This window comes from Paenibacillus mangrovi (genome assembly GCF_022898935.1).
Taxonomy (GTDB): Bacteria; Bacillota; Bacilli; order Paenibacillales; family Paenibacillaceae; genus Paenibacillus_AQ; species Paenibacillus_AQ mangrovi.
This window is the reverse complement of the sequence record NZ_JALIRP010000002.1, coordinates 27387-51316: the sequence shown is the minus strand read 5'-3', so window position 1 is coordinate 51316 and position 23930 is coordinate 27387. Positions and strand designations below refer to the sequence as shown.

The window sequence follows — 23930 nt, the reverse complement described above, 5'->3', positions numbered from 1 at the left end:
AAGTAAGGAGTGATGAGAATTGTTATTGAGATATGGTCAACATATGCCCAAGCTCCATCCTTCAGTTTATGTAGGAGAGGGTGCGAAAATTATCGGGGACGTTTCAATTGGAATGGACTCAAGCGTTTGGTTCAATGCCGTACTTCGGGGTGATATGGCACCGATTATCATTGGTGACCGCTGTAATATTCAGGACGGAACTGTGGGGCATGTGAATACAGGTGAGCCGCTCTTCCTTGCAGATGACGTATCCGTTGGACATTCGGCAATCATTCACGGATGTACGATAGGTAAGGGTACATTAATCGGCATGGGGGCTATTGTATTGAACGGGGCCGATATTGGAGAATATGCTTTAATAGGAGCAGGTTCAATCGTTACTGAAAATAAAAAAATTCCACCCTATACACTTTCCTTGGGTTCTCCCGCAAGAGTGGTCCGTGAATTAACGGAAGCAGATTTGCAAAGAATGTACCGAACTACTCAAAATTACGTGGAGAAGGGGAAGGAGTACAGGATGTTCTAAACAAAAGCTTGGAGGTGCATCCTATGGATAAAATGAAAGTTACGTATGAAGTCATGTTGGGGCTGGCGGCTGAAATGGTATGGGACGAAGCGTTGCGCAAACACCGGAGCGAGGAGTTATACCGAGAAATAGATCGGGCGCTTGCCTCCGGAGACGAATCGGCTTTCCGCAATCTTACGGATGAACTGAGGTTGCTGAACTGAAGATTAAATGAAAGAATATGCAGTTTTTGCACGCTGCATATTCTTTTATGAATAAATAAGAGAAAGGAAATGCAGAAAATCACTGCATTTCTTTTTTTGCTTCATTCTTGGCATAATTTGAAATATAATGGAGAAAAATGATGGAAGGATGAAACATATGAAATTCAGTGAGGTGGACGAGGCTACCTGGGAAGAGTTGCAGCCTTATTTTGACACCTGCCTCATCCCCTATACCGGGCTGACCGGCAAGGAAAATCCGATGCAGGCCACGGCAGCTCTGGAGCGGCTGCGAGATTTTATGGATCTGGTAGAGATTCCATTCAAGGGAAGAATCATTACATATCCCGCATTCCAATATGGATTGCAGCAAGATTTATCTCTTTTCAATGAAATATGTAAGCACGTGAAAAGTACGGGTTTTAAGCATGTGGTGGTGATGTCTGCTGACAGCATTCTTCGGGAAGCGGATTTACCAGATGTTGATTTAATATTATTGCGGTCAGAGATGAACGAACAGGAGGGGAAGGAGCTTTCCACTGCAGTGCAGGCGAAAATCCAAAATGTATGGAATTCGGCACACTGATGTAAATGTGACAGAATTTCAACATTTTAATTGGATAAATCTTCTTGAATTTATAAAAAGATCTGGATATTCTTGACGGTCTTATGAGGCTAATATATTATTAGAATGTCCTAGTAAGTCCTGTGATAATAATCATTGAAAGCACTTTAAGAATTGGTTGACAAAGGGGGTTGAAGACATTATGAGCAACCAAAATGACCACCATGATCCATCTGGCAAACCGCCTGGGCGTAAAGAAATGTCCCGTCGACAATTTCTGGCTTATACTTTAGGTGGTTCAACTGCATTCTTGGCAATGGGACCTGTCCTGCCAATGTTGCGATTTGCCGTTGATCCTATTCTGCATAAAAAAGGTGAAGGCGAATTCATTAAGGTCGTGGAAACAAGCAAAATTACGGATGAACCTCAGGAATTCACTTTTGAACTCGCACAGCAGGATGGATGGTATGCGAGCAAGGCGACATTAACAGCATGGATTCGTAAGGATGAAAAAGGGAAAATCTACGCGCTGTCTCCGATCTGTAAGCACTTGGGCTGTACAATCGGTTGGAACAATGATAAAAATTTCCCGGATGAGTACCACTGCCCATGTCACGGCGCACGTTACAACAAACTCGGCAAGAACTTGGCCGTAGCTCCTAAGCCACTCGACACGTACAAATTGCAAGAAAAAGACGGTTGGGTATACTTGGGACAGCTTGAGCCAAACACTGAAGTGAAATAGGGGGCGTAAATTCGGATGTTTAAGAATGTCTACAACTGGATTGATGAACGTCTTGATGTCACGCCGATTTGGAGAGACGTTGCTGACCACGAAGTGCCTGAGCATGTTAACCCGGCTCATCATTTCTCCGCATTCGTATACTGCTTTGGCGGATTGACGTTTTTTATCACGGTCATTCAAATCCTGTCAGGGATGTTCCTGACCATGTATTATGTACCGGACATCATCAACGCTTACAACAGTGTTGAATACCTGCAAACGCAAGTTGCCTTTGGTCAAATCGTTCGCGGTATGCACCACTGGGGCGCAAGCTTAGTTATCGTTATGATGTTCCTGCACACCATGCGCGTGTTCTTCACAGGTTCTTACAAAGCACCTCGTGAAATGAACTGGGTCGTTGGTATGCTTCTGTTCTTTGTTATGCTGGGTCTGGGCCTCACAGGTTACCTGCTCCCTTGGGATAACAAAGCTTACTTTGCAACAAAAGTTACCCTGGAAATTGCGAATTCCGTTCCTTGGATCGGGCCAATTATTAAGGAATTCCTACAGGGCGGAACCATTGTAGGTGCAGAGACGCTGACACGCTTCTTCGCACTCCATGTATTCTTCCTCCCGGCCGTTTTGCTCTTACTGATGGTGGGACACTTTATCATGATCCGCAGACAGGGCATTTCCGGTCCATTATAATAAGAAGGGAGGAATATCGATGGCACACGGAAAAGATTCGAAAGAAAAAGTTGTATTTGTTGGCGATTCCCGTGTTAAAAGAGGCAGCGGATTTATTACGCCTCCTGACTACACTGCGTATCCGGGTAAATCGGAAGCGTTTATCCCTAACTTCCTATTGAAAGAATGGATGGTTGGTGTTGTCGTACTCGTAGGTTTCCTAGTACTGACCATCGCTGAGCCTGCTCCACTGTGGTTCCCGGCGAATCCAAGCGCGTCCATTATTCCGATGCCGGACTGGTACTTCCTGTTCCTGTATCAATATTTGAAGCTTCCGTATGCATCCGGAGATTATATCGTTCTTGGTACGATCGGCGTCACAGGTGTAGCTTTCGGTTCTCTGCTTCTCGCTCCGTTCCTTGATACCGGTAAAGAACGTCGTTTCTATCGCAGACCGATTGCTTCATCCCTGATGATTCTTTCATTGCTAGCTATTGTGTACTTGACAAACACTGCTTGGCATCATTATAAGGTGGAAATGGCTGACTCCGGTCAAATCCCTGAGAACGTTCAGCGTGAAGAAAAAGCGGCTGAAAACCGGGCTAAGGGCCTTCCAACAACAAGCGGCAATCAACAAAAAGAAGTCGCTATTGTGGACAAAGAGAATCCAGCTATGGAATCCTTTAAGAAAGCGGGCTGTGTTTCCTGTCACGCTGCTGATTTGAAGGGTGCCAGCGGACCATCGCTTCGCGGTGTCGGCGACAAACATAATAAGGATGACATTCTGAAAATTATCAAAGAAGGCTTTAACGGTAGAATGCCAGCGCAGTACGACAGTGCAATTGCAGCAGGCTTGACTGACAAAGACATTGATAATTTGGCAGATTGGCTGTCCAAACAAAAGGCTGAAGCAAAATAAGCCGAAAATACTTATCCAAAAACCTGGTCGTGAAAGCGATCAGGTTTTTTAAGATTATAGAATTTATTATACAATCTATGATCATCAGGTTCAAATCTCTCAGATTCGTTACTAGGAGGGACAAGTGTGTCCATTTCTTTTTTTTGGAGCCGTGCATTTTTGACTAACCGGTTCATGCTGTGGCTCCTGTTCTGGTGCAACCTAGTCGGAACGATTTACGGCTATAAGTGGTACGGCGATCAGATCGAATATACCATTGCCCATAATCTCATATGGCAGGTCATCTTTGTTCCTGATAGTCCAACGGCAAGCCTGTTTTTCACGATCAGTGTTCTTTTCCTGTTATATCCTCCCAAGACGCCAGCTTTAACAGGTTTCAGTTACTTAATGGAATCTTTGGCGGTGGTCACTTCCGTTAAATATGGAATATGGGCGGTTAGCATCATATTTGCTGGAGCAGCGCAGGGAGATCATCTGGTGTGGCAGGATTGGATGTTAGTGGCATCGCATCTGATCATGGCTGTTGAAGCACTGTTGTTTGTTCGTTTCTTCCGATTTGGAGCCTTCATGCTGATTCCAGCAGCGGCGTGGACTTTTTTTAATGATATCGTAGACTATACCTTTGGCGTCTATCCGTGGCTTCCGGATGAACTGCAAGATCATCTCTTAGGTGTTGAATATTTCACAATAGGGTTGACGGCATTCAGCGTATTATTAGCGTGGCTCTTTCTGCGGCTTGCCAAACGCAAAACCATATAGCTTGTTCTACTCGCATCCCTTCTGCCATACATTTACGGTAGGAGGGATGTCCTATGCGGCGGAGTATTTTATTAAGGAAGAGAATTCAATGGTTATTTGGTTTGCTAATGGCCATATGTTTCACAATACACCCCCTTCAGATACATGCTCTTGGAGCAATCCAGGATTCCGGAAAATCCGCAGAGGCGGTGGAGCAGGCTAAAGCGCTGTATTCGACCGTAGAGCAGATGTATCAGCATGTGCTTGAAGGGAATACCAACCTGGTGAATCAGGACCTGAAGCAGGTTACTTCCATATTTGAGAATTCTGCACTGCAAAAACTGACTACAGTTGAAGGTATACACGCACTTTCAGAAAGTATTATTGAAATGAAGGCAGCCGTTGCTAGGGTGCAGGTGGATCCCGAAGATTGGCTTACTGCATCCGCGAAGCTGAGAATGGCAGCTGACAGCCTGTACAACCAGAAGAAGCCTTTATGGCTTCAGTATTACAAGCTGATTCGTGAAGAGCTTAGCGAGATGAAATCAAACATAGAAAGAGGAGATTTACTGGCCGTAAAACTGGCATACGAGCAACTTCATAATCATTATGAGATTATCCGCCCGGCCGTCATCATTCAGCGCAAGCCAGCTGACGTGACGATGGTGGATTCCTGGCTTTCCTATACGGGTGGCTTGGTCAATGCTGTGTCACCAAAACCGGAACAACTACAAAACATGATCAAACAAGGTGAAGAAATGTTTAACGGCCTGTTTGGGAAGAGAAAGGATTATCCGGCTCTCGCTCCACTGAACCAGGTAAATGGTTCATGGCCTTGGGTACTGTGGGCTGCAGCATTCATTTTCGTTATGCTTGCATATACGGCTTTCCGGAAATATAGGGGAGAGCGGGATAGCATTAAGAAAATAACACCAAAATGAATCAATTAATTGATTCAAATGGTAAAATAATAAAAGCTCCCTGAACGTTAGGTTCAGCGGAGCTTTTTGCTTTTATATGCAGCTTACCCTAGGATTCCTTGAAGCCTTCGCCGAGTACATCATGGACATCATTAATAATGACAAACGCGCGCGGATCGATGGACTTGACGATCTCATTTAATCGCCGGATTTCTTGCCTTGCGACTACGCAATAGGCCATATGCTTGGCCTGCTTGGAGTATGCCCCGATCGCAGGGATGAGTGTTACTCCCCGATCCATCTCTACGGTTATCAAGTCGGCAATTTCCGGAGCATGATCACTGATGATAGTAAAGGCTTTGGCCGCATAGGCACCTTCCTGAATGAAATCAATGACCTTGGATGAAATGAAAACAGCGACGAGGGTATAAAGTATTCGTTCTCTAGGGATGAAGAAAAGGGAAGCCGCGATGATAATGACATCAATAGCCAGGATAATTTGTCCCATGCTCCAGCCGAATCTCCGGTTGCAAATCCGCGCTACAATATCCGACCCACCTGTGGTTCCGCCAAAACGAAAAACGATACCAAGTCCGGTACCGAGCGTCACACCTGCATAAAGAGCGGCGAGTATGTAATCACGTTCCGTTTGAAAAGGGATAATCCAGCCAGCGTTGATTAATTTTTCGAAAAGCCACAGAAAAAAAGTCAGTGATGCGATGCCCACACCTGTATATATCATCTGCTTCCCGCCAAGAATCTTCCATCCGAGCATAAAGAGCGGAATGTTAAGCAGCAGTGTTGAGAGAGCCGGAGGTATGGCAAATGCGTAATTCAGAAGGACTGTGATGCCAGTCACGCCGCCTTCCATTAACTGATTGGGAATAATAAAATACAGCAGTCCAAAAGCATAAATCGCAGCGCCGAGTATGATCGGCAAAACCATTTTCATTGGTGCTAACCATTTAAATGAACTCATGAGACCCCTCGCATAGCTAAAAGTAGGAAGAATTTGTTCTTCGCTCCAATCTTAGTATACCTTTTTCCATGTCGAATTAAAAAAGATTTGTTTTCAAATCTGCTTTACGATAACATATGTAGTAAACAAATACCCGGTTTGACCGGTAAACAAATCATACTTAAAAGGGGGGTCAGGTCATCGAGATGGAGAAGTCTTTGGCAGATATGCAAAGGGAAGTTGACCAGTATATCTCCCAGTTCAAAGAAGGGTATTTTAGTCCGCTGTCCATGTTGGCAAGAATGTCGGAAGAAGTCGGCGAGCTTGCGCGAGAGGTAAACCACAGCTTTGGAGAAAAGCCGAAAAAGGCATCCGAGGAAGAAAACTCAATTGAGCTTGAGCTTGGGGATATTTTGTTCATTACGATCTGCTTTGCGAATTCACTTGGAATTGATCTGACCGAGGCACATGACAAGGTCATGCATAAATTTAATACACGTGACGCGAATCGGTGGACCAAAAAGAACACCGAATAAGCCCGTCATACATATGCTGTACAATAGCCCGTAATAAGAGGGGGGAGTACAGCAGAATGAAATCCGAACAATTTGTCCGGAATGCTTATTACTGCATATTGCAAAATGATTTTGAAGGAGCGTTGCAATGGTTTGAAGCAGCTGTCTTGGAAGATCCGGAATCCGCAGAAATTCACTACCGCTGCTCTGTGACCTATGCAAGAAGCAACAGGCTTGAAAAGGCGCTTGAGCATGCCCATAAAGCCTGCGCGCTCGCCCCTGATAAATCGGAATATTTGCTTAATCTGCAGCATTTGCAGTCTATGAAGCTGGTGCAGGATGTAAAAAAAATCATTGATTCCGGAAATGCAGTGCCTGCAAGCGAGTTATACCAGGCGGTATCTATGCTGAAGGAAGCTGTGCGGCTCGATCCATTGTACGGAGAGGCGTACATTTGGCTTGCATTGACGTACAGCCAGCTGAATGAACATGCGCTCGCTATATCTTCATTAAAGGAGGCTATTGCGCTTCAGCCGCAGGATCATGGACTGCATGATATGCTTGATCAGCTTAAACACAGGCTCAGCACATATTTGCATGATTGATGAATTCAAGCTTTAGGAAAGCGGGGAGAAGCTGATGTCAAATCAGATTAAAGTTGCAGTTGCCGGTGCGGCTGGAAGAATGGGAAGAGAAGTCGTGAAGCTGGTATTGGAGGATGCGGATCTGGAGCTAGTGGCTGCCGTAAATCGCTCGCAGGAGGGGACGGATGCGGGAACGCTTGTGGGCTTGCCTGCTTGTGGAGTCAAGCTGACAAGCGATCTGGAGATGGCCCTGGTGGAAACCAAACCGGATGTACTGGTTGATTTTACGACGCCTCAATTTGCTTATCCCAACACGGCGCTTGCGATTTCTCATGGCGTTCGGCCGGTTGTAGGTACAACCGGGTTCACTCCAGAACAAATCGAAGAGTTGGACAAGCAGTGCCAAAGCAAGGAGCTTGGCGGCTTGATTGCACCAAACTTTTCCATCGGCGCCATTCTTATGATGAAATTCGCGGCTCAGGCCGCTAAATACTTCCCGCATCTGGAGATCATGGAGTTTCATGGCGACCAGAAGCTGGATGCTCCATCCGGAACGGCTATCAAAACAGCCGAGTTGATCGCACAGAACCGCGAAGAAATTCGTCAGGGCAATCCCGAGGAAGAAGAGACCATCGAGGGTGCTCGCGGCGGTTATTATAATGGCTTCCGCATTCATAGCGTCCGGCTTCCCGGCGTGTTTGCGCAGCAGGAGGTTATTTTCGGAGGATTCGGTCAGACCTTGAAAATCCGCCATGATTCGTACGAGCGGGCAGGGTATATGCCAGGCGTTAAAATGGCAATTGAAAAAGTGATGACCTATTCCGGCATGATTTATGGATTTGATCATTTTATAGAGTAGCTTCTAAAGGAGTGGAACGTAAATGAAAATCGCATTTATCGCACATGACCGCAAAAAAGACGAAATGGTCAATTTTGTAACGGCATATGAAAAAGTGTTTGAAGGACATGAGCTGTACTCTACCGGAACGACAGGTAAACGGATCATGGAAAATACAGATTTGAAAATCCATCGTTTTATGTCAGGGCCGCTAGGCGGCGACCAGCAGATCGGAGCACTTGTCGCCCAAAACGAGATGGATCTGATCATATTCCTGCGCGACCCACTGATGGCCCAGCCGCATGAGCCGGACATTAATGCGCTTCTGAGACTTTGTGACGTGCAAGGGATTCCGCTTGGAACCAATATTGCAACGGCCGAAATTTTAGTGAAAGCACTGGACCGCGGCGATTTCGCATGGCGTGAGCTGGTACATAAATACAAGCCTGGTGCTGAAGAATGAGTGAATCTCTAGATATTCTAGTATTCGGAGCACATGCAGATGATGCCGAAATCGGAATGGGCGGTACGATCATCAAACATGTGGAAGCCGGATACCGTGTAGGTATTTGCGATTTAACCTTTGCCGAGATGTCTTCTAATGGTACGGTTGACCGTCGCCGGCAGGAGGCGGAAGCAGCCGCAGACGTTCTTGGACTAACCATGCGAAGCAACCTTGGACTCCCGGATCGTGGTCTGTATATGACGCCAGAGCATGTGGAAGCCATCACGGCCGAAATTCGTAAAGTTTCTCCGCAAATCGTGTTTGCTCCTTACTGGGAGGACAGGCATCCGGATCATGTCGCATGCAGCAAGCTGGTTGAGGAAGCTGTCTTTAATGCCAAGCTTCGCCGTTATATGCCGGACAAGCCTGCGGTGCTTGTGAATCAGCTGTATTTTTACTTCATTAATGATATGGGCAGGGCTGATTTGATGGTGGACATTACCGCGCAGCAGGGGAAGAAGGAACAGGCGCTTCTTTGCTACCGTTCACAGTTTGAGAGCGCGATGAATGGCGAGGATGCCGTTTCGACACCGCTGAATCAAGGGTATATTGAACGTGTGCGTTCTAGAGACAAGCTTACCGGACAGCGTAGGCTGGTTCCTTACGCGGAAGGCTTTGCCACTCGTTCGCCTTATCTTGTGGATAAATTTATGAAGGATTCCCATTAAAAAGTCAGGGCTGATCTTTATTACTTAGTAGAGATCAGTTCTGGCTATTTAACGCTTTTGGGAACAATATGATAAACATATAGTGATAATCAGTAAGGAGGAGGGTTACGCTTGAGCCAACCATTAAAAATCGGCATCACATGCTATCCGTCTTTGGGCGGGTCAGGTGTTGTGGCAACCGAGCTTGGAAAGCTGCTGGCTGAAAAAGGACATCAGGTTCATTTCATTGCACACAGCATACCGTTTCGCCTGGGCGGAACGTTTCATAAAAATATTTTTTATCATGAGGTGGAAGTCAGCGACTATTATGTGTTCCGCTATCCCCCTTATGATATGTCACTTGCTACGAAGATGGCTCAGGTCGCAAAAATGCAGCAACTCGATATTCTCCATGTCCATTATGCGGTTCCGCATGCGGTATGTGCTTTTCTTGCCAAACAAATGGTGGGGGATAACTTAAAAGTGGTTACGACTCTCCATGGTACGGATATTACGGTGCTTGGGCAGGACGAATCCTTGAAGGATTTGATCCGGCTGGCAATTAATGAGAGCGATGCGGTGACTGCCGTATCTCAGGATTTGATCCAGGAAACCCGCGACGTGCTGGAGATCAGCAGAGATATTGATTTGACCTATAACTTCGTAGATAAAAGAATCTATTATCCGCGTGATACAACCTCACTCCGCAGCGATTTTGCCGAACCTAATGAAAAAATACTGATGCATATTTCCAATTTCCGTCCCGTGAAGAGGGTAGTAGATGTTGTTGAGATTTTTGCAAAAGTGAACGAGAAGGTACCTTCCAAATTGCTGTTTGTCGGAGAGGGGCCAGATCTGCCAAAGGTGCAATGTAAAATCATGGAACTCGGGCTTCAGGATAAAGTCTTTTTCCTTGGAAAGCAGGATGAAATTGCACAGGTCATTTCCTTAGCGGACGTGCTGCTGCTTCCATCGGAGAAGGAGAGCTTTGGACTGGTTGCGCTTGAGGCCATGGCCTGCGGCGTACCAACGGTCGGATCACTTGCGGGAGGCATTCCGGAGCTTGTGGTTCACGGGGAAACCGGATTTTTGGCTCCCATCGGAGATACAAAGCGCATGGCAGATTACACGAAACAGCTGCTGTCCAACGATGCACTCGCTGCGAATTTCAGGGAAGCATGTCTGAAGAGAGCATGCCGTGATTTTGCAGACGGGCTGATTACACAGCAGTACGAACAAATTTATTACCGCGTATTGGGACAAGAGGTTCCAAAGCTTAATCCGGTTTGCGGCTGATGCCAAGCGGGAAATGCTATAGGCGGGAGGTGATATCATTTGGTACGTTGGAAACAAGCGGACACTGCAATGGCGCTGCATAGCGAAGAAGTGATCATCAAGCTGCTTGAGCATGGATTTGAAGCCTACTGGGTGGGCGGATGTGTGCGCGATGAACTCATGGGTAGACCGGTACATGACATGGATATCACCACTTCCGCACTGCCGGAAGAAGTCGTATCCGTGTTTGAAAGAACGGTTCCGACGGGGATTCAGCATGGGACCGTTACGGTGCTTTGCAGATCATATGCATATGAAGTAACTACATACCGTGTGGAAGGTGCCTATGAAAATCACAGAAGACCTGCAGAAGTTGAATTTGTACGTGATTTGAAAGAGGATCTGAGGCGGAGGGATTTTACGATCAATGCCATTGCCAAGGCGGTAGATGGAATGATTGTTGATCCGTATCATGGAATGGAAGATTTGGAGAAAGGCATCGTCCGCTGCGTAGGTAATGCCAGAAGCCGGTTTCAAGAGGATGCGCTGCGGATGGTCCGCTGTATCCGGTTTGCCTCGGTGTTCGGATTCCGTATAGCCTATCGCACCTGGAAAGGGCTGCTGGAAGAGCGGGATAACATAAGCTTTGTGGCCATGGAGCGGTTTCGGGTGGAGCTCGAGAAGCTGATGGAAGGCCGAAGACCTTCCAGAGGACTGCGTTTGCTTCACCGGAGTGGTCTGCCGGCAAATGCGAAAATTCCTTTTATATATAAACCGGACACCGATTTGATTCCGATTGTGGATGAAATTCCTATGGAACAGGTGGTCATCCGTTGGGCACTGCTTCTATACGCTTGCGGACTGAGCGCCGAAGAGGCACACCGAGTGCTGCGCCAATGGACTTTCGCCAATATTATACGGGAGCAAATCGCGGATATCTTAAGCGTAGGTGAAGAGGTCGCAGCCTTAAATATACATTCCCCTTACAAGGAACAATGGATTTCGATCGTCCTGAAGTACGGCAGGGAGGCCGCTGAACGGTGGCTTAGCATGGCTGGTTATATTTCCTCGAAACAATCGGGTGTCTGCCCTGTTGAACTGTTAAGCAATGGGTATACATGGACCGAAGAGATGCGCATTTACCGTTTATCGGAGCTTTCTGTTTCAGGAAAGGATTTGCTTAAGCTGACAGGCCGCAAGGGCGGACCTTGGATCGGAGAAATCATGAACAAGCTGCTTGTAAAGGTGGCATCCCAAACTCTGCCGAATGATAATGAGACATTAATTGATGAAGTGAAACGGGTGATAAGCTCAAATGAGTGAAAAGGAAACACTTTTGGATGTGCTGCTAGCGAGCTCCCAGGAGTTCGTATCGGGTGAAGAGATCAGCCGCAGGCTGTCGATCAGCCGGGCAGCAGTTTGGAAACAGATCAATAAGCTGCGGGAAGCCGGGTACGAGTTCGAGGCTGTTCCGAATAGAGGCTACCGGATTTTGCGCAAGCCTGAACGTTTGGAAGCATTATCTTTGCTTAAAGCATTGAAGACATCCGCCATCGGCCGCAAGGTGAAGATGATTGAATCTACTGTGTCCACGCAGGAGGAAGCCAGAATGCTGGCTGAAGAAGGTGCACCGGAAGGGACTCTCGTCATCGCAGAGGAACAGACCGGCGGCAAAGGAAGAATGGGACGCAAATGGTATTCGCCTAAAGGTAAAGGGATCTGGATGAGCCTTGTGCTCAGACCCGAACAGCCCATGCATTATATGCCGCAGCTGACACTATTGACAGGAGTAGCAGTATGCCGGGCGGTTCGCAAGGTCTCTAGTGTTGAGGCAGGCCTGAAATGGCCAAATGATCTGCTTGTTAACGGACGTAAAATCTGTGGCATATTATTGGAGTCGGCGGCCGAAGACGAGTATGTCCGCTACTGCATCGCCGGAATCGGGATCAGTGTGAACCTGGATCCTGAGGACTATCCGGAAGAGCTTGCCGGAGTGGCTACTTCGCTTAAAATCGAATCTGGAGAGCAGGTTGAAAGGGCTACGCTTATAGCGTCTGTTCTCGAGGAATTCGAGAACCTGTATGGATTGTATCAACAGGAAGGCTTCGGACCGATCGCATCCCTGTGGGAAGCTCTGTCCGTTACGCTCGGCAAGCCCGTGACCGTGAATACGGCCCGCGGCCTTGTCGAAGGAACAGCGGCGAAGCTGGATCAGACAGGCGCTTTGCTGATGGACATAGGCGATGGACAACTCGTGCCTATTTTTTCCGGAGATGTCGAACTTAGACGATGAAATCATGCACAGGATTTGTTATACTGACATGTAGAGGCGGTATCGGCATTAGACCGAACTGCACTCTGCCTGTGCAAGTACAATTCATGTAGCATTCATAACCGTAAATGCCGCATACGTTGGATTCTGCTCTGAGCCGAAGGGACCGAGACAGAAGGGACGATCGCAAGTGACTCTTTTTTGCCCTTTCGGAACTTTTTAGTGACAAACTAAAAGGTTTTTTTGTTTTTTTCTTACAAAATACTCCGAAATGGAAGGGGCTGCAAAAATGGCAGTGAAACATCCGCTTAATATCGTAAAAATGAAAAAAATGAAACAGGAAGGCATCGCGCTCAGCATGGTGACTGCTTATGATTTCCCAACTGCGCGTCTTGCTGAAGAAGCAGGCGTGGATATGATCCTGGTTGGTGATTCACTTGGAAATGTCGTGCTTGGATACGACTCAACTTTGCCGGTGACGATCGAGGATATGGTATATCATACACGCTCCGTTGTTCGCGGGGCAGGGAACACTTTTGTTGTCGCGGACATGCCGTTCATGACATATCACGGGAGCATCGATGAAACACTGAGCAATGTACGCAAGTTGATGCAGGAAGGCAATGCCCAGGCCGTCAAAATGGAGGGTGGAAAGGAAATCTCTGCAACCGTGGAAACTATTGTTCAGGCCGGTGTGCCTGTCCTAGGCCACATTGGGCTGACACCACAGTCGGTGAATCAGATCGGCGGCTACCGCATCCAAGGGAAGGACGAGAAGGATGCGCAGCGACTGCTGGAAGATGCTAAAGCCTTGGAGAAGGCTGGTGCATTCGGCGTCGTGTTGGAGCTCGTAACCGAACAGGTAGCCCAGTATATTTCATCCCAGCTCTCGATCCCAACCATTGGAATCGGTGCAGGCCGCGGAGTTGACGGTCAAGTACTCGTATTCCATGATATTTTTCAATATGCTTCTCCTTACCGCAGCAAGAAATTTGTAAAAACATTTGGTGATGCCGGAACCTTAATCCGCGAAGGGCTTGCTCAATATGTGAAAGAAGTCAAAGAACGTTCTTTTCCAGATGAAAGCCATGTGTTTAGTGCGGAAGATCAGGTTGTTGATAACTTATATGGCAGAGGCCGGGAAAAGGTGAATAACGCATGAAAGCTGTAAGAACCATTGCAGAGCTTAGAGAACATATACAGGAATTAAAATCCTCTTCAGATAAAAAAACAGTCGGACTGGTTCCTACGATGGGATATCTCCATCAAGGCCATGCCAGCTTGATTCGTGCGGCCAAAGAAAAATCAGATATCGTTGTGGTCAGCATTTTCGTCAATCCGATCCAGTTTGGACCAGGAGAAGATTTCGAAACCTATCCGCGGGATGAACAAAGAGATCTGGCTGCAGCTGAAGGAGCGGGGGCCGATCTGGTATTCCTTCCTTCGGTGCCTGTGATGTACCCTAAACCGACCAAGACTAAAATTGCTGTAAGTGATGTGACGTCCGGACTTTGCGGTGCTTCACGTCCAGGCCATTTTGACGGTGTAACGACCGTCGTCAGCAAGCTGTTTAATATCGTTCAGCCGGACTACGCTTTCTTCGGCATGAAGGATGCGCAGCAGGTGGCTGTGATCCAGCAGATGGTTTTTGACTTGAATATTAATGTTCAAATTATTCCTTGTCCGATCATCCGTGAGGAAGACGGTCTTGCTCTTAGCTCTCGCAACGTGTATCTGAGCCAGGAAGAACGTTCACAAGCCCTCGTTCTGTCACGTTCGCTCCGGGAAACGAAGGATGCATTGGAGCAAGGAAGAATCCGGACGGCAGGCCAAGCGAGAGATCTCTTGGTGAGTACGATCAGCGAGTCAAAGGTGGCTGTCATCGATTACGTTGAAGTTGTTTCTTTTCCAGAGCTTACGTCTTTGGAAAATGAAGCGCGCATCATGGAGCAAGATGAATCTGTATTGATGGCGCTAGCCGTCAAATTTGGCAAAACCCGTTTGATTGATAATTGTCTGATTCAGCTGAAGGGAGAATAAAACCCATGTTTAGAACAATGATGAAATCAAAAATACACCGCGCCACTGTAACTGAGGCGAATCTGAATTATGTAGGCAGCATTACCATCGATGAAGATTTGATGGAAGCCGCTGACCTGCTCGAGAATGAAAAAGTGCAAATTGTGGATAATAACAACGGAGCCCGCCTTGAAACTTATGTTATTCCAGGACCCCGCGGCAGCGGCGTCATCTGCCTGAACGGAGCTGCGGCTCGCATGGTGCAGCCAGGAGATACCGTCATTATTATTTCATATGCTGTGATGTCTAATGAGGAGATTAAAAATCATAAGCCTACCGTTGTGTTCGTCAATGAGTCCAATCAACCGCTCACAACGATGGACAAAGAAGTGCACGCGACCATTATTTAATGGATGATGCGATCAGGCTAAGACAAGGAATGGCAGGCTATTCGGGGAATGAAAACGGCCGTATCAACAAAAAATGAATGCAGGTGACCGCACTGATTTCATTTTTGTTTAAGGGTGGGATGCAGCCATGTTCCAGCATGTATTCGCGGAAATGAACCACATGTTAGATGAAATCATGAAACATTATCCGACGGCGCAGGAGACCCAAAAACAACAGCTGCTTCAAAAGTGGAATATGCTCAAAACCATGAGTGACGGAATTATTGATGAATGGTTGTCCTTTGAAGAGAAGATGGGCGAATTCCGCCAGCATACCGAGGCGCAGTCCACCTTGTTTTCCGAGCAGACGCCTGAAATGGAATTAAGTGATTTTGTGCGCGGGCAGGGATATTTCCGGCTGCTGATGTATAGGCAAGCCGCGCAGCAGTTTTCCCAGGTTATAAGGCAATATCCAGACAGTCTTCTGGCACGGATGTATCTAGCCATGACGCATTTGTATCTAGAGGAGACTCAGGAGGCGCATAAGCATTTCCTGTGGATTCTTCCTCTGGCCAAGAGCCAGAAGCTGAAGGCGATGGTTTACAATGCTTTAGGATGTATTGCAGTTAAGCATGGGAATGCAGTCAAGGCTCAGGATTATTTCACATTGGCTCTCCAATGTGATCCAACACTTCCTGATCCTTTGATTAACCTGAAGGTTTGCCAGCAAAACCGCGGTCAGCTTCAATTTGGCAGCCAGCTGATTTCATTGATGTAGATGAATGCAAAAGGACGATGCATCAAGCGCAAAAATGCGCCTTGGGCATCGCTTTTTTGTTGTCACTTAATTTTCAAATGTGAAATCTTCTGTTATGCTGGTAAAGAGACTGGAATGAAAGGATTAACATTATCATGAAATTCGCCGTACTGGATTTTGAAACGACAGGCAACCAGTCCGCCGATGAAATTATTCAAGTTGGACTTGCCATTATAGAAGAAGATTTGACAATTTCCCGTGTGTACAGATCCTATGTGAAGCCCGGTGTAGAAATTCCGCCTTTTATTACCCAGCTGACAGGCATTACCGAAGAGGATGTGGCAGATGCTCCTTCGCTGGAAGAAATGTTGATGGAGCTTGTTCCGATGCTGGATGATGTGGTTCTCGTGGGACATAATGTCGCGTTTGACTTCAATTTTCTGCAAAACGCACTGGACCGGAGCGGATATTTGCCATTTTCAGGCCGGATTCTGGACACGCTGGATTTTCTAAAAATATGTTTTCCGTCCTTGACATCATATCAGCTCAGTCAGGTGACAGCTCATTTTGAAATCAAGCACGACCGTCCGCATCAGGCCGACAGTGATGCACTCGCCACAGCTTATGTATTAATCAAGTGCCTCGATGAGCTGAATGCTCTACCGCTTATTACCCTGCAGCGCCTTAGCGAATTGTTTGCCGAGGAAGACAGCGATTTGGGGTGGTTTTTCGAGGGTTTATGCGAGCAGAAGGAACAGGAGCCAATTCAGGATCTGAACAGCCACTCCTTCTACCGTCAGCTGGCGCTTGCCGTGGAAGATTGGACCGAAATGAAGCCCCCGAGAGATGAGTCGGACGACAATCCGCTTACTGGAGTGGATTTTCAAGCTTACCTGGATGAAATTCAAAAACGGCTAAAAAGTATCATGCCCCAATACGAGGAGCGTGAACCGCAGTCGATTATGTTCGATGAAGTGATGAATGCCCTGGATCAGGACAAGCATCTATTGATTGAAGCAGGTACGGGTACAGGCAAGTCTTTGGGCTATCTGATCCCTTCCATATATCAAAGCGTCAAACAGCAGCAAAAAGTAATGGTCAGCACGCATACCATCAACCTTCAGGAGCAGCTCCGTGAACGAGATGTGCCGCTTTTAACACAGGTTGTTCCCTTTCCCTTCAAAGCAGCTGTTTTTAAGGGTAGACAGCATTATTTGTGTTTGAGAAAATTTGAACATAAAATAAACAGAAGAGACTTTTTTAATCCCAAGGATGACACGATTACTGCTGCGCAGATGATTGTCTGGTTGGCCCAAACGGAAAGTGGAGATGATGAAGAGCTGAACCTCGGCGGACGAGGCGGTGACTTCTGGGAAACCGTGAGCAGCGATTCGGATTCTTGCCTCGGAAGGGGCTGCCCATGGTTCCGTAAATGCTATTACCACCGGGCCAAGCATGAAGCGGGTATTGCGGATGTCGTCATTACCAATCACTCCAAGCTCTTCACGGATGTGAAAGCGGGACATCAGCTTCTTCCAGCTTATGAACGCCTTGTGATCGACGAGGCCCATCATTTGGAGGATGTGGCAGGAAAACACCTTGGACTTCATATGAAGTACTTCAGTGTGGTTCATACGCTGACCCGTTTATATAAGGATGGACGCAGCGGGCAGCTGATAGCTCTTCGTCAGCAGCTGCAAACATCGGGGCAGGAACGAGCCGGGGACTGGATCGCAGCGATCGACCGGATTAGTGAGGACCTGGTCGATGTCAAGGAAGATTGGGATAAGCTGAGCGAATCGCTTTTTAGTCTCCTTCCGGAACGAAACGATGCCTCTCCGGGCGATGCCGGCCAGTATGTGCTGAGGCTTCAGCCATCGAAAAGGCCTGAGGAATGGGAGGCGCTGAAAGAGCTGGAAAATCGGATTCACGTCAAGATCAGCGAGAGTGTACGACGCGGGGAGAAAATGCTTGCGGAGTACAAGGAGGATGAAGATGATTACAGCGCGGACAGCCTAATTACGGATCTTAGTGGATTGTTCAAGGATCTGGCTTCCGAACGGGATGATCTCAGAACCTTTATGAATCTCAATGACGAAACGACCGTGTATTGGATGGAGGCCAGCGGCCATTTTCGGAGCAAGTCACTTCAGCTATACGCGGTTCCGGTTGATGTCAGCAAGCAGCTGAAGGATCTATTCTTTGATAAGAAAAAGAGCGTTATATTGACGTCGGCCACATTGTCTGTGGATAAATCATTCCAATATATGATTGATAATCTGGGGCTGCAGGAAGATCAGGAAAGCGGTCGGCTGGTTTCGGTTCAGCTTCCATCTCCATTCAATTACCGGGATCAGGCTTTACTTGTAATTCCGCGCGACTTCCCAAGTGTGAAAGGCAGCGTTGGAGATGCGGTGTTTGTAAATACACTGGTACAGTCTTTAGCCGATGCTGCGGTTGCGACGCATGGGCGCATGCTGGTGCTGTTTACGTCCTACCGCATGCTGCGGCAGGTACATGAACCGCTTAAAGCCGCCCTTGCGAGCAGTGATATTACCGTACTTGGCCAAGGCGTGGACAGCGGTAGCCGCACCAAGCTAATCCGTAGATTCCAGGACAGCAGCGCCTCCGTTCTGCTCGGTACGAGCAGCTTCTGGGAGGGCGTGGACATTCCTGGTGAAGCTCTGACCTGCCTGGCGATTGTAAGACTGCCGTTCCAACCTCCAAACCATCCGATGGTTGAAGCCAAAAGCGAGCTACTGCAGCGACAAAAGAAAAATCCGTTCATGAAGCTTTCGGTGCCTCAGGCGGTGATCCGCTTCAAGCAGGGTTTTGGCCGGCTGGTCCGTACGGCAAGCGACCGCGGAATTGTTATCGTGTATGATACGCGGGTTATTGAATCCTACTATGGGAAATACTTCCTGTATTCTCTTCCTGGACCGAAGATGGAGCATATGAATACGGAAAAAATGGTTCCGCGCATATCCGAATGGCTTCATGAAAGGTAAAGGATTCTGAAGCTGGTATATTGAATCTGTTATATAAACTACGCTGTTAAAATTAGGGGGAGCATGCATGAAATCGGAGAGAATATCCGAAGCGGTCGTCCGCAGACTGCCTGTGTATTTGAGATACTTAAATGATTTGAATAAACGGGAAGTATCCACGGTATCTTCGCAGGAGCTTGGACTCAAGCTGGATCTGAATCCTGCTCAGATCCGTAAGGATCTGGCTTATTTCGGGGATTTTGGTCGGAAGGGTATCGGTTATGATGTGTCATACCTGATCGAAAAAATCCGCCACATCCTGAACCTGGATCAGCAAATCAATGCCGTGCTCGTCGGTGCAGGTAATTTGGGACAAGCGCTTTCCAACTATAATTTTTACCTTAGAGAAAATATTAAAATTGTCGCAGTGTTTGATGAAAATCCTAAAAAAGCGGGTAAACACATCAATACACTAACCGTTCAGCCGATGGATGAATTGAGCGATACAATCAAAAACCAGAATATCCGTATTGGTATCATCACGGTTCCTGATGTGGAAGCTCAGAACGTAGCGGACCGTTTGATTGCCGCAGGCATCGAGGCTATCCTCAATTTTGCGCCGACTATCCTGAAGGCGCCGGCAAATATTCGGATTCATGCGGCGGATTTCACGACAGACCTGCTGAGTCTGGCTTATTATTTGGATAATGGAAAGGACGATTCTGCTGATGACGGGGAACACGAAGACCAATAAATGGGTAATTAAAAACGGCATGTTCGCCGTACCTAACGAGAACAAGCCTGTAATTAAGGGCTGTATGGTCATTGAAGATGATCTAATCACTTATATAGGTGAAGAAATGCCTGAACTTGAGAATGACATTCCTGTCGTAGACGGGACTCACTTGTTCTTTATGCCAGGTCTGGTCAATACACATGGCCATGCGGCGATGTCGCTGCTCCGAGGATATGGGGATGATCTTGCTCTTCAAATCTGGCTGGAAGAAAAAATGTGGCCGATGGAAGCCAAATTCACATCATCCGATGTGTATTGGGGAACCTCCCTCTCCGTGCTGGAGATGCTAAAAGGCGGTACCACCACATTCCTGGATATGTATGACCATATGGACCAGGTTGCAGCAGTGGTTAAGGAATCAGGCATTCGTGCCTCGCTTATGCGCGGCGTTATAGGTCTTTGCCCGGAGGAAGTACAGCGTCACAAGCTGAATGAGGCGATCGCATTTGCCCGTGACTGGAATGGCCAGGCGGACGGCCGGATCACGACTATGATTTCTCCGCATGCTCCATATACCTGTCCTCCGGACTTTATCGAGAAGTTCGTACAGGCAGCTCACGACATGGATTTGCCGATGCATACCCATATGTCAGAAACCATAGCCGAAGTGGAGCAAAATGTCCGTGATTACGGACTTCGTCCGGTCGCTCATCTGGAGAAGCTCGGTATGTTCTCACGTCCTACCCAAGTAGCTCATGCAGTACATTTGACGGATGAGGAAATCGAAATTCTTGCAGCGAACCATGTGACTGTATCCCACAATCCTGGCAGCAATCTGAAGCTTGCTAGCGGCGTGGCGCGGGTCACCGACCTGAAGAAGGCTGGCGTGACGGTATCTCTTGGTACGGATGGAGCGGCAAGTAATAATAACCTCGATATGTTTGAAGAGATGCGGCTTGCGGCATTGATTCATAAAGGGGTATCCGGTGATCCGACAGCGGTTCCGGCTACCGAAGCTCTTAAAATGGGTACCATTTACGGTGCACAATCGATCTTCCTGAACAATGTGGGTACTCTATCCCCTGGGATGAAAGCTGATTTCATCGCCCTGAATACGGATCAGGCACATTTTCTTCCGCATACCGACCTGATCTCCCATGCGATTTATTCAGCTTGTGGCAAGGACGTGGAACATGTTTGGGTGGATGGCAAGCAAATCGTGAAGCATGGCGTCTGCCTGACACTGGACGAGGAGCGGATCCGCCGGGAATCCCAAGCCGCTTTTGACGGTCTTTTATCCCGATAGGGAATAGAAAGGTAGCTTATGTTGAAGAGAAAAAAGTTATGGATTTTTCTTGCTGTAGTGATTCTTTTGCTGCTTGGATTTGGTCTTTATCGCTACTACATATATGTAACGCAGGACATGCGTGCGGATGAGACGACAGCTGTTCTCGCAGCCAAACAGGAGACAAGTCTGGTGACAGTGACGGACACACAAAAATCAGTCTGGGATACCATCTGTTGGACTATAGAAGGCCTCGATAAAGAAAATCGGCCGGTTATGGTATGGGTCACGATGGATGAGAACGGAAAGGTCAAGCACGGGAAAGAGGCAGTTCACGAGGAATTACTTTCAAACGGAGTGTCTGAGACTCAGGTCAAGCAGAAAATTCAAAAGGAAGTACCGGATGTGGCAGAATTAAGAATTCAGCCAGGGATGTACAACGGTGAATATGCTTGGCAGTTGTATTATCGTTCCCAAGACCATTATTTCTATCAATTCTACCGATTCAGCGATGGACAAAGTATTGGTGGACCATTCACACTGCCGAACAGATAACCTAAACTGCCTAAATAATGGAAAGAACCTCATTGAAAAATGGGGTTCTTTGTCGTGCAAAGGATAAAATTTATAATATTTTCACACTTTACCTTCGAAATAGTATATACGATGTGATATACTCATATATGCATTCCAGTGATATATCTTAGCTGCGTGTTTCAGCTGTTTCCATTGTTGATAGAAGAAAAGTTTTTCATTTTTGAAAGGAGGACAAAGGTTTGAAACTGCGTCCAATACCCATTGTGCTTACTGTCGTTATTTCTGCAGCACTGCTGTTTGGTGGCTGGTTCCTTTACCGGCAGACCACTATGCAGGGGCCGCTCCAAAATATCGCTAAAGATTATAAAGGCGTAAACAACGCCCAATTTGATATAAATCACAATCAGATCAATGTGAAGCTTGATTTGAAGCCTGATACGAATGTATCCGGTCTTGTCAACGACATTACAACAGAAGGAAAATCGGTTGTCGGAAACCGTACACTGAATTTCGAATTTGTGGATCATTCTTCCGACAAGCTGAACCATTTCTGGGATACCGCGATGTTCTCTGTCGCCGAAGCGATGGATCATAAGAAATACACTGATATTCCGGTCAAGCTTCAGGAACTTGCCAAGGATACAGGGATTAAGGTCCAAACGGAGATGGACTCGAAAAACGTCTATATCAGCCTGAGCGATGGATCAGCAAGCAAGTACATCGTACTGCCTAGAGATCCCGGCAAGGTAGGGGTGTGGGAATAATGCCCAGATATTTAAAAGAGATACTCATCGGTTTTGTACCGGTACTGTTCATTTTTCTGGCCTTCATCGGCGTGAATATTATTCCACTTTTGCTTGCAACTCTGTTGATTGGCAGTCTGCTGTTCTTAGCCAATATGCGGGGTGGGCTGGCGGTTGGAGCCGGTACGGATCGTAAACGTAAGAAAACCAGTCCGCAAAAGCTGACCTTTGAACAGATCGGCGGGCAGGATAACGCGAAGCAGGAACTGATGGAAGCCCTCGATTTTCTGATTAAGCATGAGGAAATCCGTGAGCTCGGTATCCGTCCTCTGAAAGGGATTCTGCTGACAGGCCCTCCGGGAACAGGTAAAACGCTATTGGCGAAGGCTGCGGCGCATTATACGGATTCCGTGTTTGTCGGTTCATCGGGCAGTGAGTTTGTGGAAATGTATGTCGGTGTCGGTGCCGGACGTATTCGCGAGCTTTTTCGCGACGCACGGAGCCGTGCAGCGAAGGAAAACAAACAAAGTGCCATTATCTTTATTGATGAAATTGACGTAATCGGCGGCAAACGTGAAGGCGGCCAGCAGCGTGAGTACGATCAGACGCTGAACCAGCTGCTTACGGAAATGGACGGAATTTATTCTTCCGACAGTCCACGCATTCTGCTGATTGCAGCGACCAACCGAAAAGAAATGCTGGACAGTGCACTCTTGCGTCCGGGACGTTTTGACCGGCACATTCAAGTGGATTTGCCTGACAAGAAAGGCCGCAAGCATATTCTTGAGCTTCATGCCAAGAACAAACCGCTGCACGATGAGGCTGATCTTGGGAAGATCGCAGAGGAATCCTACGGGTTCTCAGGAGCACAGCTTGAAAGTGTGATGAATGAAGCAGCCATTTATGCGATGCGAGATGGTTTAAAAGAAATTGAACAGAGACATCTGTCGATGTCCATTGATAAGGTAATGATGGGTGAACGCACCGACCGTGAATCGACGCTCGAAGAGAAAAAACGCGTGGCGATCCACGAACTCGGACATGCGATCATGGCAGAGCTCGTGCGTCCTGGCAGTGTAAAGCAGGTTGCACTCAGCCCGCGTGGCAAAGCGCTGGGATATGTTCGTCATAACCCTCAGGAGGAGCAGTATCTGTACACCAAGTCGTTCCTGGAAGAGCAGATTATGATCGCCTTAGGTGGCGCCGCTTCTGAAGAAATTTTTTACGGCGGGCGGAGCACTGGCTCAAGTAATGACTTTGAGCAGGCGCTGAACATTGTACAGACCATGATGAGATCCGGTCTTACATCCCTTGGCATTGTAGATTTGGATATGGTTACGAAAGTAGAGCTGATGAAAGAAAATCATCTTATCCTTGAAGATCTAATGAAACGGACACGGACCATGCTCGAAGAACGCCGAACGATCTATGAACAATCACTGGATATATTGCTTAAGGAAGAGACATTGTCAGGCGAACAATTTCGTTGTCTATTTCGTGAACATTCCCTTTTACCAGCATAAATTGTGATGCTGGTTCTTTTTTTTTACTTTTTTCGTGTGCTAAGTTATTATTATAAGTTGGGTCACAATGTACTCTCTTAT

27 protein-coding genes are annotated in these 23930 nt (G+C 47.2%); 26 read left to right on the top strand and 1 reads right to left on the bottom strand.

What is annotated here, in order from left to right; translation table 11 throughout:
• The first annotated feature begins 43 nt into the window (after window positions 1-43).
• The 8 genes from MUG84_RS04830 to MUG84_RS04795 all read left to right on the top strand — a co-directional run bounded on the left by MUG84_RS04830 (window position 44) and on the right by MUG84_RS04795 (window position 5300).
• Window positions 44-526, top strand: coding sequence for a gamma carbonic anhydrase family protein (locus tag MUG84_RS04830; RefSeq protein ID WP_425313178.1), 483 nt, complete (start codon window positions 44-46; stop codon window positions 524-526).
• A gap of 23 nt (window positions 527-549) precedes the next feature.
• Entirely contained in the window at window positions 550-729 is a 180-nt protein-coding gene (locus MUG84_RS04825) for an IDEAL domain-containing protein (protein WP_136606170.1), read from the top strand.
• A gap of 157 nt (window positions 730-886) precedes the next feature.
• The gene (locus MUG84_RS04820; protein WP_244721141.1) at window positions 887-1312 is read left to right on the top strand and encodes a DUF2487 family protein; all 426 of its coding nucleotides are present in this window, start codon (window positions 887-889) and stop codon (window positions 1310-1312) included.
• Window positions 1313-1493: 181 nt separating this feature from the next.
• Complete coding sequence (locus tag MUG84_RS04815) at window positions 1494-2036, top strand: Rieske (2Fe-2S) protein (RefSeq protein ID WP_244721138.1); 543 nt, start codon at window positions 1494-1496, stop codon at window positions 2034-2036.
• 15 nt (window positions 2037-2051) lie between these two features.
• Window positions 2052-2723, top strand: a complete 672-nt coding sequence (qcrB, locus tag MUG84_RS04810; RefSeq protein ID WP_244721135.1) for a menaquinol-cytochrome c reductase cytochrome b subunit — start codon at window positions 2052-2054, stop codon at window positions 2721-2723.
• Between the two features lie 19 nt (window positions 2724-2742).
• On the top strand, window positions 2743-3621 hold the full coding sequence (locus MUG84_RS04805; protein WP_244721132.1) for a menaquinol-cytochrome c reductase cytochrome b/c subunit: 879 nt from the start codon (window positions 2743-2745) through the stop codon (window positions 3619-3621).
• Between the two features lie 126 nt (window positions 3622-3747).
• Window positions 3748-4380 (top strand): DUF1405 domain-containing protein, encoded by a 633-nt coding sequence (locus tag MUG84_RS04800; protein WP_244721127.1) that lies wholly within the window; start codon window positions 3748-3750, stop codon window positions 4378-4380.
• Window positions 4381-4433: 53 nt separating this feature from the next.
• The gene (locus MUG84_RS04795; RefSeq protein ID WP_244721124.1) at window positions 4434-5300 is read left to right on the top strand and encodes a sporulation protein YpjB; all 867 of its coding nucleotides are present in this window, start codon (window positions 4434-4436) and stop codon (window positions 5298-5300) included.
• 88 nt (window positions 5301-5388) lie between these two features.
• Here MUG84_RS04795 and MUG84_RS04790 read toward each other — a convergent pair whose 3' ends face one another.
• The gene (locus MUG84_RS04790; RefSeq protein ID WP_244721121.1) at window positions 5389-6258 is read right to left on the bottom strand and encodes a YitT family protein; all 870 of its coding nucleotides are present in this window, start codon (window positions 6256-6258) and stop codon (window positions 5389-5391) included.
• A 185-nt stretch (window positions 6259-6443) separates the two neighbouring features.
• On the opposite strand from MUG84_RS04790, the gene MUG84_RS04785 reads away from it, so the two are divergent.
• The 18 genes from MUG84_RS04785 to MUG84_RS04700 all read left to right on the top strand — a co-directional run bounded on the left by MUG84_RS04785 (window position 6444) and on the right by MUG84_RS04700 (window position 23849).
• Entirely contained in the window at window positions 6444-6773 is a 330-nt protein-coding gene (locus tag MUG84_RS04785; RefSeq protein WP_244721120.1) for a nucleotide pyrophosphohydrolase, read from the top strand.
• Window positions 6774-6829: 56 nt separating this feature from the next.
• Window positions 6830-7357: a tetratricopeptide repeat protein gene (locus MUG84_RS04780; RefSeq protein ID WP_244721119.1), complete on the top strand. Its 528-nt coding sequence runs from the start codon at window positions 6830-6832 to the stop codon at window positions 7355-7357.
• A gap of 34 nt (window positions 7358-7391) precedes the next feature.
• Window positions 7392-8195: a 4-hydroxy-tetrahydrodipicolinate reductase gene (gene dapB / locus MUG84_RS04775; RefSeq protein ID WP_244721118.1), complete on the top strand. Its 804-nt coding sequence runs from the start codon at window positions 7392-7394 to the stop codon at window positions 8193-8195.
• A 22-nt stretch (window positions 8196-8217) separates the two neighbouring features.
• Complete coding sequence (mgsA, locus tag MUG84_RS04770; protein ID WP_244721117.1) at window positions 8218-8637, top strand: methylglyoxal synthase; 420 nt, start codon at window positions 8218-8220, stop codon at window positions 8635-8637.
• Window positions 8634-9347 (top strand): bacillithiol biosynthesis deacetylase BshB1, encoded by a 714-nt coding sequence (gene bshB1 / locus MUG84_RS04765; protein ID WP_244721114.1) that lies wholly within the window; start codon window positions 8634-8636, stop codon window positions 9345-9347. Before mgsA ends, bshB1 begins: the two co-directional genes overlap by 4 nt.
• 111 nt (window positions 9348-9458) lie before the next feature.
• On the top strand, window positions 9459-10622 hold the full coding sequence (gene bshA / locus MUG84_RS04760; protein ID WP_244721110.1) for an N-acetyl-alpha-D-glucosaminyl L-malate synthase BshA: 1164 nt from the start codon (window positions 9459-9461) through the stop codon (window positions 10620-10622).
• A 39-nt stretch (window positions 10623-10661) separates the two neighbouring features.
• Window positions 10662-11924: a CCA tRNA nucleotidyltransferase gene (locus tag MUG84_RS04755; RefSeq protein ID WP_244721109.1), complete on the top strand. Its 1263-nt coding sequence runs from the start codon at window positions 10662-10664 to the stop codon at window positions 11922-11924.
• Window positions 11917-12894: a biotin--[acetyl-CoA-carboxylase] ligase gene (locus MUG84_RS04750; protein WP_244721108.1), complete on the top strand. Its 978-nt coding sequence runs from the start codon at window positions 11917-11919 to the stop codon at window positions 12892-12894. Before MUG84_RS04755 ends, MUG84_RS04750 begins: the two co-directional genes overlap by 8 nt.
• Before the next feature lie 268 nt (window positions 12895-13162).
• On the top strand, window positions 13163-14035 hold the full coding sequence (gene panB / locus MUG84_RS04745) for a 3-methyl-2-oxobutanoate hydroxymethyltransferase (protein ID WP_244721107.1): 873 nt from the start codon (window positions 13163-13165) through the stop codon (window positions 14033-14035).
• On the top strand, window positions 14032-14913 hold the full coding sequence (gene panC, locus MUG84_RS04740) for a pantoate--beta-alanine ligase (protein ID WP_244721105.1): 882 nt from the start codon (window positions 14032-14034) through the stop codon (window positions 14911-14913). Before panB ends, panC begins: the two co-directional genes overlap by 4 nt.
• 5 nt (window positions 14914-14918) lie before the next feature.
• The gene (panD, locus tag MUG84_RS04735; RefSeq protein ID WP_244721102.1) at window positions 14919-15302 is read left to right on the top strand and encodes an aspartate 1-decarboxylase; all 384 of its coding nucleotides are present in this window, start codon (window positions 14919-14921) and stop codon (window positions 15300-15302) included.
• Between the two features lie 127 nt (window positions 15303-15429).
• A complete protein-coding gene (locus tag MUG84_RS04730; protein WP_244721097.1) occupies window positions 15430-16059 on the top strand; it encodes a tetratricopeptide repeat protein in 630 nt (209 codons plus the stop codon).
• Between the two features lie 134 nt (window positions 16060-16193).
• A complete protein-coding gene (dinG, locus tag MUG84_RS04725) occupies window positions 16194-19046 on the top strand; it encodes an ATP-dependent DNA helicase DinG (RefSeq protein ID WP_244721094.1) in 2853 nt (950 codons plus the stop codon).
• A 67-nt stretch (window positions 19047-19113) separates the two neighbouring features.
• Window positions 19114-19779, top strand: coding sequence for a redox-sensing transcriptional repressor Rex (locus MUG84_RS04720; RefSeq protein WP_244721091.1), 666 nt, complete (start codon window positions 19114-19116; stop codon window positions 19777-19779).
• Complete coding sequence (locus MUG84_RS04715; protein ID WP_244721088.1) at window positions 19754-21067, top strand: amidohydrolase; 1314 nt, start codon at window positions 19754-19756, stop codon at window positions 21065-21067. Before MUG84_RS04720 ends, MUG84_RS04715 begins: the two co-directional genes overlap by 26 nt.
• Window positions 21068-21085: 18 nt before the next feature.
• Window positions 21086-21601, top strand: a complete 516-nt coding sequence (locus MUG84_RS04710) for a cell wall elongation regulator TseB-like domain-containing protein (protein WP_244721085.1) — start codon at window positions 21086-21088, stop codon at window positions 21599-21601.
• A 221-nt stretch (window positions 21602-21822) separates the two neighbouring features.
• Complete coding sequence (locus tag MUG84_RS04705; RefSeq protein WP_244721082.1) at window positions 21823-22347, top strand: hypothetical protein; 525 nt, start codon at window positions 21823-21825, stop codon at window positions 22345-22347.
• Window positions 22347-23849 (top strand): AAA family ATPase, encoded by a 1503-nt coding sequence (locus MUG84_RS04700; protein ID WP_244721079.1) that lies wholly within the window; start codon window positions 22347-22349, stop codon window positions 23847-23849. The genes MUG84_RS04705 and MUG84_RS04700 overlap by 1 nt, the downstream gene beginning before the upstream one ends.
• Window positions 23850-23930 lie beyond the last annotated feature (81 nt).

What these genes read in the sequence shown, in the direction of transcription:
- MUG84_RS04780 (WP_244721119.1), top strand. Translation starts at nt 6,830, where the DNA reads ATGAAATCCGAACAATTTGTCCGGAATGCTTATTACTGCATATTGCAA.
- MUG84_RS04720 (WP_244721091.1), top strand. Translation starts at nt 19,114, where the DNA reads ATGAAATCGGAGAGAATATCCGAAGCGGTCGTCCGCAGACTGCCTGTG.
- dinG (WP_244721094.1), top strand. Translation starts at nt 16,194, where the DNA reads ATGAAATTCGCCGTACTGGATTTTGAAACGACAGGCAACCAGTCCGCC.
- MUG84_RS04730 (WP_244721097.1), top strand. Translation starts at nt 15,430, where the DNA reads ATGTTCCAGCATGTATTCGCGGAAATGAACCACATGTTAGATGAAATC.
- panB (WP_244721107.1), top strand. Translation starts at nt 13,163, where the DNA reads ATGGCAGTGAAACATCCGCTTAATATCGTAAAAATGAAAAAAATGAAA.
- MUG84_RS04710 (WP_244721085.1), top strand. Translation starts at nt 21,086, where the DNA reads ATGTTGAAGAGAAAAAAGTTATGGATTTTTCTTGCTGTAGTGATTCTT.
- MUG84_RS04785 (WP_244721120.1), top strand. Translation starts at nt 6,444, where the DNA reads ATGGAGAAGTCTTTGGCAGATATGCAAAGGGAAGTTGACCAGTATATC.
- MUG84_RS04815 (WP_244721138.1), top strand. Translation starts at nt 1,494, where the DNA reads ATGAGCAACCAAAATGACCACCATGATCCATCTGGCAAACCGCCTGGG.
- qcrB (WP_244721135.1), top strand. Translation starts at nt 2,052, where the DNA reads ATGTTTAAGAATGTCTACAACTGGATTGATGAACGTCTTGATGTCACG.
- panC (WP_244721105.1), top strand. Translation starts at nt 14,032, where the DNA reads ATGAAAGCTGTAAGAACCATTGCAGAGCTTAGAGAACATATACAGGAA.
- MUG84_RS04750 (WP_244721108.1), top strand. Translation starts at nt 11,917, where the DNA reads ATGAGTGAAAAGGAAACACTTTTGGATGTGCTGCTAGCGAGCTCCCAG.
- MUG84_RS04790 (WP_244721121.1), bottom strand. Translation starts at nt 6,258, where the DNA reads ATGAGTTCATTTAAATGGTTAGCACCAATGAAAATGGTTTTGCCGATC.
- MUG84_RS04820 (WP_244721141.1), top strand. Translation starts at nt 887, where the DNA reads ATGAAATTCAGTGAGGTGGACGAGGCTACCTGGGAAGAGTTGCAGCCT.
- mgsA (WP_244721117.1), top strand. Translation starts at nt 8,218, where the DNA reads ATGAAAATCGCATTTATCGCACATGACCGCAAAAAAGACGAAATGGTC.
- panD (WP_244721102.1), top strand. Translation starts at nt 14,919, where the DNA reads ATGTTTAGAACAATGATGAAATCAAAAATACACCGCGCCACTGTAACT.
- MUG84_RS04805 (WP_244721132.1), top strand. Translation starts at nt 2,743, where the DNA reads ATGGCACACGGAAAAGATTCGAAAGAAAAAGTTGTATTTGTTGGCGAT.
- dapB (WP_244721118.1), top strand. Translation starts at nt 7,392, where the DNA reads ATGTCAAATCAGATTAAAGTTGCAGTTGCCGGTGCGGCTGGAAGAATG.
- MUG84_RS04825 (WP_136606170.1), top strand. Translation starts at nt 550, where the DNA reads ATGGATAAAATGAAAGTTACGTATGAAGTCATGTTGGGGCTGGCGGCT.
- MUG84_RS04700 (WP_244721079.1), top strand. Translation starts at nt 22,347, where the DNA reads ATGCCCAGATATTTAAAAGAGATACTCATCGGTTTTGTACCGGTACTG.
- bshB1 (WP_244721114.1), top strand. Translation starts at nt 8,634, where the DNA reads ATGAGTGAATCTCTAGATATTCTAGTATTCGGAGCACATGCAGATGAT.
- MUG84_RS04830 (WP_425313178.1), top strand. Translation starts at nt 44, where the DNA reads ATGCCCAAGCTCCATCCTTCAGTTTATGTAGGAGAGGGTGCGAAAATT.
- MUG84_RS04795 (WP_244721124.1), top strand. Translation starts at nt 4,434, where the DNA reads ATGCGGCGGAGTATTTTATTAAGGAAGAGAATTCAATGGTTATTTGGT.
- MUG84_RS04715 (WP_244721088.1), top strand. Translation starts at nt 19,754, where the DNA reads ATGACGGGGAACACGAAGACCAATAAATGGGTAATTAAAAACGGCATG.